Origin of the sequence: Chryseobacterium gleum, from assembly GCF_900636535.1 — a bacterium.
In the GTDB taxonomy this organism is placed as follows: domain Bacteria; phylum Bacteroidota; class Bacteroidia; order Flavobacteriales; family Weeksellaceae; genus Chryseobacterium; species Chryseobacterium gleum.
In genome coordinates this window covers 5,126,813-5,139,037 of sequence record NZ_LR134289.1, presented here as the reverse complement: position 1 = coordinate 5,139,037, position 12,225 = coordinate 5,126,813, and the positions used below count along the sequence as shown (strand labels likewise).

Below are 12,225 nucleotides of genomic sequence, written 5' to 3'. Positions count from 1 at the left end.
TCAACTCTTTTATATTTTATTGTTTTATTTCTATAAATCCAGAACTAACTAATATTTTTTTCATAAATAATTTGTGTATTATTAATTTCTTACTTATATTATTTAAAATCACAAATTTGTGATTTTAAATAATATAAAGCAATTCATTTTAACAATGTTAATCTATATTTATTCATGCCGAATTATATATGGATCAACATTGTCTAGTTAATTTCAATTCTGGAAAATATAAATTTTCCGATATCAATGTGTTTTTTGAGTTTAATAGCTTTTTTGTGGCAGTAACATACGAATTTTTGTTGTCAGACTTTTGCCAGCTATTTATAAATGTTGAATACTTAATAACAATTATTCATTTGATTTTAAATTAATCAACGGTTATTAATATTTTAATTTACTGTTATCTTTAACATTTTTTAAAAGTGACTGTGTAGAAGTATCAATTTTGTTATTAATGTTAAATTTATAATTGTTCATTTGAATGGTAGGATATAATCCAAACTGGTCTCTTTTTTCAAAAGGTCTTGTCACATTATTTGTAACAAAATTATCAACTTTAAAATAACCTGTCATTTCCTTGATATTAGGTTTATCCTTGTATCCCGCTATATAAATTCCGGAATTGGCATTTTCAACCGAAATATCTTTACAGGAAATAGTAACAGATTTTGATATATTCTGATTACCATATTGTGGCAAGTTCAGGTCTATACCTACATTTACATTATTTATCTTAACATTTTCAATATTAATATTTTCCAATATATTGGAACTATCATCAGGTTCAATATCAATACCTGCCATAGGATTTGTTCCATTAATATTTGCAATTAATAAATTTTTTATAATTATATCCTTACCTCCAGCAATTGTTATTCCATTTCTTCTTACATTATTAATAAATCCTCCTATAATATTAATATTTTCTGTTGGAAATATATTTTCTTTGGCAACACCCGATCTCATATTTCTCATAGTTTTTACCAAAACAATACCATCTCCCCAGCAATCAGAGATATTAGCATTATAAATTTCTATATTTCTGGAACCTCTTATATCAATACCAAATCCCCATTCTCCTTTCGAACCTAAATGCCTGTCACGATCTCCTATTAAAGTAGGGTTATAAATTTTAACATTTTCAACTGCGTGTAAACTTATAATCTGATATCTGACATCAGCTGTAGGTTTTAAAATCAAAGAAGAATTTTTTTGAAAATATATTTGTGAGTTTGATTGTGCAAAAATCCCACTTGTCATTAATGGAAAGTCGGGCATCATCACTTTACTATTACCATCAATAGCTTTTTGGATATAGGCCGTATAATCTACCGATCCATCTTTTACATAACCTTTTGGAAGTACTGTTTCGATTTTAAAAAAATCATTGGTTTGAACAGTAATTTTCTGATTTACTATTAATGAATTATCAACCGCCACTTTGTCTTTTCGCTGAGAACAACAGATTGTAGAAAATGTTGACAACCCTAGTATTAAAAATGATTTTAGAGTTTTCATAATAGACCTTTTATATTATTTTTTACTATTCTATATTTACCACTGCCCTCTACGGGAATTTCATTTACATAATTGAGCTGTATTTTCATAACATCTCCCACTCTGTCTCTCCAGTTTGTAAGGAATACTTTTTCAATCTGCTTTGAATAGATTTCCTGATCAACAACAACATATAGCTCAAGTTCATCTAATTTATTCTGTACTGCCTGAAATCTGATAATTCCTTTTGTATCTTTTAAAGTATTGGAAACATTCCCAAGATTAATTTTACCATTTTCAACTGAATAGATAAAATCATCAATTCTTCCCAAAATTTCTTTTACCAAAGGATTATTATTACCACAACTGCATTTTTTATCTGCGTCTTCAAGTGTTATAGAGTCACCGATATCATATCTTACCAACGGAGTAGCGGCCGTGGTAAATGAAGTAACCACTAACCTTCCCGACTGTGCCGGCTGATTGTTTTCATCTAAAACTTCAAAAACACCTGTTTGCAGTTCTAAATGAAGATTTCCTTTTTCGCATTCAATGATGAAAGGTGCTCCTTCGGAAGAAGCATACTGATTATAAAGTTTTGCTTTAAAAAATTTCTCGATATAATATCTTGTTTCTTCAGTAATGGTTTCTGCTGTCGGGAAAATTGCTTTAACTTTATTTTCAGGAAAATCATATCCATTGGCTATACCGTATTTGGCTATTTCCAATATAGTAGATGGAAATCCTACTAAAAACTCAGGGCCGAAAAGAATTAAATCTTCTACATAATATTTAAGATAATCATCTTTGATATGAAATGTGGAATAATAACGAACATGGTGTATAAAATCTGTTTTCCAAAATACATTTTTCTTCACGTCCCTGGCTGTCAACAGATTTTTACCAGAAAACCATGCGGTTTTTTTCCCCAGTTCATACCCGAATCTCGATCTGAAATCATCTAAAAAAGCAAATCTTTCCTGACTGTCTCTAAAAAAGAACTTTACTTCCAGTGATTTTCCTGTAGTACCTCCTGTTTTGGATTTTTCTAATTTCTCAGATGTTTTTACCGTTATGGAATCAATATTATTACGAAGTATTTCTTTATTAACGATTGGTAAACTTGAAATATTATCAATTGATTCTACATTCTCAATATTACCAATCGACTTTTTATAATACTCTGAATTTTTAATTACAAATTTGATAAACTGTGAATATCTCTTTCTCTGATATTCTTTAAGCTCTTCCAATGATAATGTGCGGTTATCTTTTTTCTCCTTTCTGAAATTTTTATACTCACCGCCATATCTTCTTTTATAGGCCTGTCTGTTATAGATATAGACCATAAAGTTCTGAAGGAAGTCAGGCAATATTTTATATATTTTCTCTTTCATTTAAAAACCCTGTTTAATCATTAACTTAATAAAGCTTGCAAAATCAATATTTTTCAACAATGAAGCATATTTCCTATAAAGTAAATTTTTCAAATATTTTTTCTCATCCGAAGATGTTACATTGGAAAAATCCAAATGGTAGACAATAGATTTAGTAATATCAGATTTTCCTCTACTATTGTTCTCAGCCTCCTGCAGATATAATTCCGTAATTACCGGTGAATAAGCAATTCCATATTCTCTGGCTAATCTGCCCCACAGATCCATATCCTCTCCTCTGGAAATCCTTTCATCAAATAATTTTGCTTTTAATAAAGCTTTTTTACTTACACAAACACAAGAAGTATGGATTAATCCTTTTTTGAGAATCACTTTGAAATAATCTTTAACAATTCCTTCTTTAAGTTCATCCTGCTTTCTATTATCAACAATTTTTTCTTCCGAATACTTTCTTGCAAAATTCGTGACAAAGACATCAGCACTACTTTTATATTTGGTTATCAGTTTATGAATTTCCTCTAAATGATTGGGTAACCATTCATCATCAGCATCCAAAAAAGCTATATATTCAAATTGAGATTTTTCAATCCCTACATTACGGGCTGAAGAAACGCCTCCATTCTCTTTATTAAACAATTTCACTCTGGAATCATCAATTTCATTGACTATTTCCGGACCTTTATCTTTACTTCCATCATTAACAATAATGATTTCAAAATTCTGATACGTCTGGTTCAGTACTTTGCGGATCGTTTCCTTAATATATTTTTCTTTGTTATACAAAGGGATTACTACTGATATCATTATTTTAAATTAAACATTAAAAACAGGAAAAAACAGATAAAAAACACGCCAAACAAATTAACAACTCCAATTTTTTTGTTAGTTTGGGTATATGGATACATCAGAAAAGGAATGAATATCCATGACAAGAAACCGAAACGGTCACTAAAAGCTGCGGAAAACATAAGAAAGAAAAAAGCAGAAGTGAGCATGTACGTTACATAAAATCTTTTATACTTTAAATATTCTTCAATACTTTCAATGCTTTTAAGCGTATAGTATCCAATCACTGCAAATATTGTATTGAATACAAAGAAGTTCACCCTAAAGCCGGTTTTGTAAGCCACCTTAGCTCCTTTGGAATAATACTGATCTAATCTTTCTTGTACTAAAATATTGATCACAGGGATCTTGCCTAAAAGTTCGCTAAGGTTAAAATTCACTAATGACAGTGCCGTAGCTGCTACATAAATAAAAAATATAACTTTCAGATTATTAATCCTGGTAGACAAAATGAAAACCATAATAGGGATAATAATGGAAGCATGGTTGAAAAATGCAACAATAAAGAAGATGATGGATAACCATTTTTTCTTATCAAAATAGGTAACTGCCAGAAAAAAGAAAGAGAAAGCAATTCCCTGTCTTGTTGTATTAATACCCATTGTTTTAAAGAAGAACATACTCACCACAATAAAGAAAATAAGAAATCTGTTTTTTTGTGTTAAGTTCCGTATCCCTATAATAATAGGTGTTACATATAAAGCTGCATTTAAAGTAAAAAACACTTTATAGTTGTCACTAATTTTACGGGCAAATAATGAAATAAAGTAAGTTCCTATATCTTTAAGTTCGCTTAGAGATCTTACAACTTTAGCTCCTGTAAAATAGATTAGGGACCTTTCTGAATCTGAGCCTACTTTTTTATCTCGTATTCCTATCAATAGGATCATTACCAATGCATAAAATAACAGTAAAAAATTCTGAACATCATCAGAATTTTTCTTCCTGTATACATATTCATTAATCAGAATGACAGCAAAAAATGCTACACTCATGTAAACAAGTGTAAATCTTAGGTCAAATGCATTTATAATAGGATCCATTTCTCTCTTTCTACAAATTCTGCATGATACGGTCTAATTCAAGATCATAATTATAGCTGGTATAAAATGATTTTGCATTTCTGGAATATTCTGTATAGTTTTCAAGAATACTCTGCAGGGTTTCAGCTACTTTATCTTCCCTCTGGAAATCAATACATTCTCCCATTCTATTGGCAACAATAGTATTAATAAGCCCTGGAATATCATTTCCAATCATAGGCATGGCAAAGTTAGAAAACTCCCATAATTTGTTGGGTGCACAAAATATATTATTCAATGAAGAATGATCATAGGTTAATATACCTATATCTGCATGGCTGGTTACATGCAAATGATATGGAGGTGCAACAAACGGAATATGGATGATGGAAGGACAGATGGCCTGCAGCTTTTTCAAATATTCTGTTTCCTTACCCATTATAATCAATGCAAAATCTTCTGACTGATTGATATAACGACATATTCCTTCCAATTCTCTTTCAGGAAAAATAACTCCCTGATAAATAATTTTCTTTTTTTCTTTTACGGGTTCTAAAAGCTTAGATAATTCATCCGTCAAAGGGAGATTTCTTTCAGACAGTTCTGAATAGGGCTTATTCAGAATAACCTCCGGCGTCTTATTCAACTTCCACCAAACGCGAAGTATATTTGCTCTGTCTAAATTTGAACAGATGACCAGCTTCGCATTTTTTGCAAATTTTTCAAGGCCTTTTATATACCTTGGTGCATAATCGAACAGCTCATATAAATTAAGCACATAATTCAGTGACAATAACTTTTTACCTAAAGCCAGTGTAGTATCTGCAGCCGGAATCCAGATCAGTTTATCCTGATACCTGTTTTCATATATAATTTTCCAAAAGGTTGTTCTGATTTTAAACCAATATGAAATCTTATTGGATGATGGTTTTATTTCGGTTAAATGAACTTTATGACAAAGACGGTTCAGCTCATCTATTAGGTTTCCTTTCTCAAAACCTAAAACAAGATGTATTTTATAACCATTTTTATTCAGATATTTTATAAAAGCCAGTAAAGGAGGGTAATCTGAAACGCAGGTTTTATGAACAATTACAATTTCTTTATTCTCCATTAAATGTACTGTTATATTTTTTTACAAATTGATTCAGCATATCGTCTGCTTTTGATCTCAGATCTGAAATAGACTTCTCATGATTGTTTTCTAACTCTGAATTGAGTAAGTGATTAAGCTTTCCGATATCGAAATGATTATCCCACAAAGCAAATGAAGGAATTTGCTCTGTCAGAATTCTTAATTTAGGCTCTATTTCAACACAGATAACCTTTTTCCCCAGCAACCCGGCAATGATTGCTCCATGGTAGCGGGCTGTAATAAATGTAGAAAATGAGTTTAAAATTTCTATAAAATCAATGATCTGCATTGTTTCGGGATGCCAGACTATGCTTTTATAGTTCTGTATTCTTTTGATCCATTTCGGATCTTTATCTTTTGCAAATACAATAAATGTAACATCCAGATGCGGATTGGAATTAACAAATTGGATCAATTGCTCCTGATAATCAGCCGGACTGTTTTTCCAGTCCCAGTCTCTCACAATAATTCCTATTTTATTGGTATCTCCAGACTTTGATACATTTTGAATATGTTTGTAGAAATAGGATGAAAAAACCACATCAGCTCCTAAGAACGATTCAATATTCCAGTCGTTACAGTAATTATAAGAAACCTGATCTCTAACTCCTATAAACAAAGATCCTTTTAACTGGTTCTTTGCAAATTCTATCGCCTGTGCATTGTTATTGAAGGGTCCTAAACCGAAACCCAGAAAAGCTTTTTTAAAGCCGGGTACTGCTACATTATCAGCAGAACTGATTTTATGAAATACCTTTTTTAATATTTTAACCGGATTTTTAGAAATATTATTCTTTATTTTGGTTGCAAGCGTAGACTTTTCTATAAAAGAAAAAAATTGAGTACCACCACCATACACCAATACATCATCTTTCTGATTATTATTATATGAAGATCCGTTTAAAAATTTTGAAACATAATTATTTTCAGCTCCTATAAAGTTCAGTGATGTATTTTTGATATTGGCTTTGATAAAATCCTCAAATACGATCATTAATAAATCATCGCCAAAATTACTATCACCATAAGCTCCTTTTATTGATATATTCATTATATTTTTGGCTTGATATTTTTTAACAGTTTATTTTTTAAATAAATGGCATCTTCAGATTTTAATCTGTAATAATGTTCAGCATCTCTTGTTTTAATAACCTGGCAAGGATTTCCTACCACAATTGAAAGTGGAGGTATCTTTCCAGAAACCACACATCCGGCACCAATGATACATCCTTCTCCAATCTGACTTCCAGGGGTAATAATTACATTTCCACCAATCCAGACATTTTCTTCAATCTTGACTTTCTTGAATTCAAAAGTTTCATCGTAAGGAATGAATTTAGAATCTCTGAACTTATGATTCGCAGAATGAATGATAAGATTAGGACCAATAATTACTCCATTATTTATTTCAACTTCTCCAAGTCCGTTTATATCCGCATTAGGGCCAATATAAACATAGGAACCAATTGAAATCCTTTCAGGATATAATAATCTTATATTGGGGTTTATATCATTCAGCTCACCAAAATGTTTTAATCTTTTTTTGGTTTTATTAAACTTGATCTGACTGAGAATTCTATTTAATTTTCCAATTAAAAACATAAGATAGCTTTTTTAATGAGTAAAATACTTAAGTAAGAAACCATCGGCAACGCTATGATGATAAAAAACTTAAAATTAAAAACGTCTTTTTTGTATATATCAATGTATCGTACTAATAAGACAACCAGAAATCCCAGTAAAAAGGAAATTGAAATACCTTGCAGCCCTATATATTGTATAAGAATAATACTTAGTACAATAGATACCACAGCACCAAGCAGTGTAGTTAACGTAATTTTTAAAGTATTTTTTTCTTTCTGATATTTTAATCCCAGAAAACCTGCAATGGCATTAAATCCTACTCCCAAGTATAAATAAGGCATGTATTGCCATGTGTCAAAATATTCTTTTGAAACCAGTATTTTGGTCATAAGAGGAGATAAAATGCCAAGAATGAAGGCCAAAGCCATTTCAAATACAATAAACTTTCCCAATAATCGGTTAAACGTAACATCATCCTGTTCTTTCAAAATCCGATCCTGCAACGGTAACAGTAAAACAGAATTAATCACCAGCAGTAAAGCCGGAAATCGACTGGCTACCGCATACAATCCGTTTCCTTCAGGTCCCATATAATGCAATATAATAAATTTACTGGCAGAAGATATAGCCCACCAGCTCATTAAGTTAGGAATCAAAGGCAGAGAATAGGATGCCATTGATTTTATTAGCTTAGGATCCCAGTATTTAAATTTAAAATATTGAATGATCCTTACTTTATATAAAATCAGAATACATGCAACAGTATATGCCAAAATATTGGCAATGAATACTCCTTCAACATTTAATTTTAGCAGGTAAATGAAAATGACATTAAAAACAACAATTAAAAAAGTTGTTAAAATCCCGTTGATTGCAAATTGTCTTGTATCGCCCTGTCCTCTTAAAATACTCTGCAGTAAAGGCAGCAGGCAGTTAAGAAAAATCAGTACTATGAAATATCCCTGATACTGAAAACTATTAAAAAAGATATAAACAGAAAAGCCAAGACAAAAAATAAGATATCCTATACATAGAGTTATGATAGAATTGGTCATAATTTTTGCTTTCTCGGTCTCACTGATATATTCTTTATCAATTAGCCATCTGTAGGTTGCATCAGAGATCTGTAAGGATACCAATGGTGCAAAAAGACTTATTGTTGTGAGTAATAAGTCATATTCTCCCAGTTCTTTTTTAGTGAGAAAATAGGTATAAAAAGGGACTAATAAAAATGAAAGAATCTTTGATCCAAAGCTTCCTATGGAATATGTTAAAGTTTCTTTAAACATCTTCTTTTTGACCAGAGAAGATATATTCATTTATTTACTTTTTATAAAATTTACAATGCGCTCACATGCAGTTCCGTCTCCATAAGGATTATGCAATTCTCTCATGGACTGGTAACGTACCTGATCATTTAATAAACTTTGTGCTTCTGAAACTATTTTATTTTTATCCGTACCCACCAGAATGACTGTACCTGCATTCACTGCTTCAGGTCTTTCTGTAGTATCACGCATTACGAGTACCGGTTTTCCAAGACTTGGAGCTTCCTCCTGAATGCCTCCGGAATCGGTAATGATCATATAAGACTGATTCATGAGCCATACAAAAGCTGGATATGCAAGAGGCTCTACCAGTATTACATTTTTAACATCAGATAAAATTTCATATACTGGTCCTTTTACATTCGGATTCAGATGTACAGGGTAGATAATCTGAATTTCAGGATTTGTGACAGCTATTTCTTTTAAAGCTTCACAAATATTGATAAATCCTTGTCCATGATTCTCCCTTCTGTGCCCTGTCACCAGTATTATTTTTTTTGATAAGTCTATACTGGTTTTAAGTTTTTCTATTTCTGCATTGTCAATATGCTCTACTTTTGCAGAACTAAAGAATAATGCATCTATAACAGTATTTCCTGTAATCAAAATATCTTCTTCCCTGGTGTTCTCAGCCAATAAGTTCTGCTTTGACTGTTCTGTAGGAGCAAAATGAAAATCCGCAATACGTCCCGCCACCTGTCTGTTAATTTCTTCCGGAAATGGAGATCTTTTATCATGAGTCCTTAATCCCGCTTCTACATGACATACTTTCGCACCGGAGTAAAAACTTGCAATACTGGTTGCCATTGTGGTTGTAGTATCTCCATGTACATATACATAGTCCGGATTAAAATCTTCCAAAACAGATTTCATTCCCGTAATAATATCAGCGGTCAGATTATATAAATTCTGACCTGGTTTCATTAGATTTAAATCGTAATCCGGCTTGATATCAAAAAAACTTAAAACCTGATCCAACATCTCTCTATGCTGAGCTGTAACGCAAACTTTAGTCTCAAATGATTCTTCTTTTTGAAATTCCTTTACCAGAGGAGCCATTTTTATAGCTTCAGGTCTTGTCCCAAAAACAATAAGATGTTTTTTCTTCATAATTTTAAGCAAATTAAATAGTTACAGTCTGGAATCACATTCTTCCAGTACTCCCTTCACATCATAAATAATTCCTCCTTCATTCAGGTAATTATTCAAATTTACTCCCATAAATTCTTTGTGGGCAACCGTAAGAATAATTGCATCAAATTTCTCTTCCGGAATTTCATTGACCACCGAAAGATTGTACTCATGCTTCACTTCTTCAGGTTTAGCCCATGGATCAAAGGTAGTAACATGTAAAGAATAATCTTCAAGAGCCTGAATAACATCTACAGCTTTTGTATTACGTACATCCGGACAATTTTCTTTAAATGTTATTCCTAAGTTCAATATTTTGGCACCATTAATTGATATCTTCTTTTTGATCATCGTTTTTACAAGCTGTGAAGCCACATATTGTCCCATAGAGTCATTAAGACGGCGTCCAGCTAATATAATCTCCGGATGATATCCGTTCTCCTGAGCTTTCTGGGCCAGGTAATATGGATCTACTCCAATACAATGACCTCCTACCAATCCCGGTTTGAATGGTAAAAAGTTCCATTTGGTTCCTGCCGCCTCCAATACCGCATGGGTATCAATTTCTAAGAGATTGAAAATTTTAGCCAGCTCATTCACAAAAGCAATATTGATATCTCTCTGTGAATTTTCAATTACTTTAGCTGCTTCTGCAATTTTGATCGTTGGAGCCAGGTGAGTTCCGGCTACAATTACAGACTTATATAAAGTATCTACTATTTTTCCGATTTCCGGTGTTGAACCTGAGGTAACTTTAAGAATTTTCTCTACCGTATGCTCCTTATCTCCCGGATTGATTCTTTCCGGTGAATATCCTGCATAGAAATCCTGATTGAATTTGAATCCTGAAACTTTTTCCAGAACAGGAATACATTCTTCTTCTGTAGCTCCCGGATATACCGTAGATTCATAGATAACAATGTCTCCTTTGGATAGTACCTTACCTACAGTTTCTGAAGATTTGTATAAAGGAGTAAGATCCGGACGGTTATGCTTATCAACAGGGGTAGGAACTGTAACGATATAGATATTGGCATCCTTAATATCATTAATGTCTGCTGAACAGTACAATCCCTTCTCTCCGCTCTGATTAAAAGGGCTTTGGTGTTTTAAAACCGCTTTCAGTACGTCGTTTTCTACTTCCAGAGTACTGTCAGTACCTGTATTTAATTCTTCAATCCTTTTCTGATTGATATCGAAACCTACAACCGGATATTTTGTTGCAAATAATCTTGCTAAAGGCAGACCTACATATCCTAATCCGATAACGGCAATTTTATATTGTTTTTCCACAAAGAATCGATTTAAACTTGTTTTTATTTTAAATTTTCCCAATACCAGCTGATAGCTTCTTTTAATCCTTTTTCTATCGTATGGCTTGGCTTATAACCTAATAATTTTTCTGCTTTTTCAACAGATGCCAAAGAGTGAGGAATATCTCCTACGCGGTTCGGACCATGAACAACTTCCACATCACCAATTTTCTCATCGAATTCACTTAAATACTTTTTAAGATACCCCACAAGATCATTCAATGTAGTACGGTCTCCTACTGCTGTATTATAAACGGTATTTATTGCTTCAGGATTTTCAGTAAGCATCGCAAGTTCATTCATCTGAATAACATTATCAATGTAGGTAAAGTCACGTGAATAATCCCCTGTCCCGTTTATCGTAGGAGATTCATGATTGATTAACTGTTTTACAAACAAAGGAATTACAGCGGCATAAGCTCCATTCGGATCCTGTCTGCGACCAAATACATTAAAATATCTTAAGCCAATACATTTTATTCCGTAAGTTTTTCCAAATACGTCAGCATATAATTCATTGACATATTTAGTGATAGCATAAGGCGATAATGGCCTTCCTATCACATCCTCTACTTTAGGTAATGATTCAGAATCTCCGTAAGTAGAAGATGATGCAGCATATACAAAACGTTTTACATTAGCATCACGGGCTGCAACCAGCATGTTCAGAAATCCTGATACATTTACATCATTACTTGTGATTGGGTCCTTAATAGATCTTGGAACTGAACCTAGTGCTGCCTGGTGCAGAATATAATCCACATTTTTTACAGCCTCCTTACAAACTTCCAAATCACGGATATCCCCTTCAATGAGTTTATAGTTCGGATTTTCAAGGAAAGGTTCAATATTATGACGGTGCCCTGTTGCAAAATTATCTAAGCACACCACATAATAGCCTTTGTTTAAAAAGTACTCCGTTAAGTTAGAGCCAATAAAGCCTGCTCCACCTGTAATTAAAATTTTATTCAT

At 32.3% G+C, this 12,225-nt stretch carries 11 protein-coding genes; all 11 read right to left on the bottom strand.

Annotated features, from left to right (window positions below; genetic code table 11):
* Positions 1-381: 381 nt before the first annotated feature.
* Genes EL165_RS23670 through EL165_RS23620 form a run of 11 tightly spaced genes read right to left on the bottom strand, consistent with a single transcriptional unit; the run spans position 382 to position 12,225 of the window.
* A complete protein-coding gene (locus tag EL165_RS23670; protein ID WP_002981062.1) occupies positions 382-1,518 on the bottom strand; it encodes a glycoside hydrolase family protein in 1,137 nt (378 codons plus the stop codon).
* Complete coding sequence (locus EL165_RS23665; protein ID WP_002981063.1) at positions 1,515-2,894, bottom strand: phenylacetate--CoA ligase family protein; 1,380 nt, start codon at positions 2,892-2,894, stop codon at positions 1,515-1,517. The genes EL165_RS23670 and EL165_RS23665 overlap by 4 nt, the downstream gene beginning before the upstream one ends.
* Positions 2,895-3,698 (bottom strand): glycosyltransferase family 2 protein, encoded by an 804-nt coding sequence (locus tag EL165_RS23660; RefSeq protein ID WP_002981064.1) that lies wholly within the window; start codon positions 3,696-3,698, stop codon positions 2,895-2,897.
* A complete protein-coding gene (locus EL165_RS23655) occupies positions 3,698-4,783 on the bottom strand; it encodes an EpsG family protein (RefSeq protein WP_002981065.1) in 1,086 nt (361 codons plus the stop codon). Before EL165_RS23655 ends, EL165_RS23660 begins: the two co-directional genes overlap by 1 nt.
* Before the next feature lie 10 nt (positions 4,784-4,793).
* Entirely contained in the window at positions 4,794-5,876 is a 1,083-nt protein-coding gene (locus EL165_RS23650) for a glycosyltransferase family protein (RefSeq protein WP_002981066.1), read from the bottom strand.
* Positions 5,866-6,948 carry a polysaccharide pyruvyl transferase family protein gene (locus EL165_RS23645; RefSeq protein ID WP_002981067.1) on the bottom strand — a complete coding sequence of 361 codons (1,083 nt, stop codon included), beginning with the start codon at positions 6,946-6,948 and terminating at the stop codon, positions 5,866-5,868. Before EL165_RS23645 ends, EL165_RS23650 begins: the two co-directional genes overlap by 11 nt.
* Positions 6,948-7,499: an acyltransferase gene (locus tag EL165_RS23640; RefSeq protein WP_002981068.1), complete on the bottom strand. Its 552-nt coding sequence runs from the start codon at positions 7,497-7,499 to the stop codon at positions 6,948-6,950. The genes EL165_RS23645 and EL165_RS23640 overlap by 1 nt, the downstream gene beginning before the upstream one ends.
* On the bottom strand, positions 7,490-8,800 hold the full coding sequence (locus EL165_RS23635) for a lipopolysaccharide biosynthesis protein (protein WP_002981069.1): 1,311 nt from the start codon (positions 8,798-8,800) through the stop codon (positions 7,490-7,492). The genes EL165_RS23640 and EL165_RS23635 overlap by 10 nt, the downstream gene beginning before the upstream one ends.
* On the bottom strand, positions 8,801-9,919 hold the full coding sequence (gene wecB / locus EL165_RS23630; RefSeq protein ID WP_002981070.1) for a non-hydrolyzing UDP-N-acetylglucosamine 2-epimerase: 1,119 nt from the start codon (positions 9,917-9,919) through the stop codon (positions 8,801-8,803).
* A 21-nt stretch (positions 9,920-9,940) separates the two neighbouring features.
* A complete protein-coding gene (locus tag EL165_RS23625) occupies positions 9,941-11,233 on the bottom strand; it encodes a nucleotide sugar dehydrogenase (RefSeq protein WP_041461888.1) in 1,293 nt (430 codons plus the stop codon).
* A 23-nt stretch (positions 11,234-11,256) separates the two neighbouring features.
* Positions 11,257-12,225 (bottom strand): SDR family oxidoreductase, encoded by a 969-nt coding sequence (locus EL165_RS23620; RefSeq protein WP_002981072.1) that lies wholly within the window; start codon positions 12,223-12,225, stop codon positions 11,257-11,259.

What these genes read in the sequence shown, in the direction of transcription:
- EL165_RS23670 (WP_002981062.1), bottom strand. Translation starts at nt 1,518, where the DNA reads ATGAAAACTCTAAAATCATTTTTAATACTAGGGTTGTCAACATTTTCT.
- EL165_RS23665 (WP_002981063.1), bottom strand. Translation starts at nt 2,894, where the DNA reads ATGAAAGAGAAAATATATAAAATATTGCCTGACTTCCTTCAGAACTTT.
- EL165_RS23660 (WP_002981064.1), bottom strand. Translation starts at nt 3,698, where the DNA reads ATGATATCAGTAGTAATCCCTTTGTATAACAAAGAAAAATATATTAAG.
- EL165_RS23655 (WP_002981065.1), bottom strand. Translation starts at nt 4,783, where the DNA reads ATGGATCCTATTATAAATGCATTTGACCTAAGATTTACACTTGTTTAC.
- EL165_RS23650 (WP_002981066.1), bottom strand. Translation starts at nt 5,876, where the DNA reads ATGGAGAATAAAGAAATTGTAATTGTTCATAAAACCTGCGTTTCAGAT.
- EL165_RS23645 (WP_002981067.1), bottom strand. Translation starts at nt 6,948, where the DNA reads ATGAATATATCAATAAAAGGAGCTTATGGTGATAGTAATTTTGGCGAT.
- EL165_RS23640 (WP_002981068.1), bottom strand. Translation starts at nt 7,499, where the DNA reads ATGTTTTTAATTGGAAAATTAAATAGAATTCTCAGTCAGATCAAGTTT.
- EL165_RS23635 (WP_002981069.1), bottom strand. Translation starts at nt 8,800, where the DNA reads ATGAATATATCTTCTCTGGTCAAAAAGAAGATGTTTAAAGAAACTTTA.
- wecB (WP_002981070.1), bottom strand. Translation starts at nt 9,919, where the DNA reads ATGAAGAAAAAACATCTTATTGTTTTTGGGACAAGACCTGAAGCTATA.
- EL165_RS23620 (WP_002981072.1), bottom strand. Translation starts at nt 12,225, where the DNA reads ATGAATAAAATTTTAATTACAGGTGGAGCAGGCTTTATTGGCTCTAAC.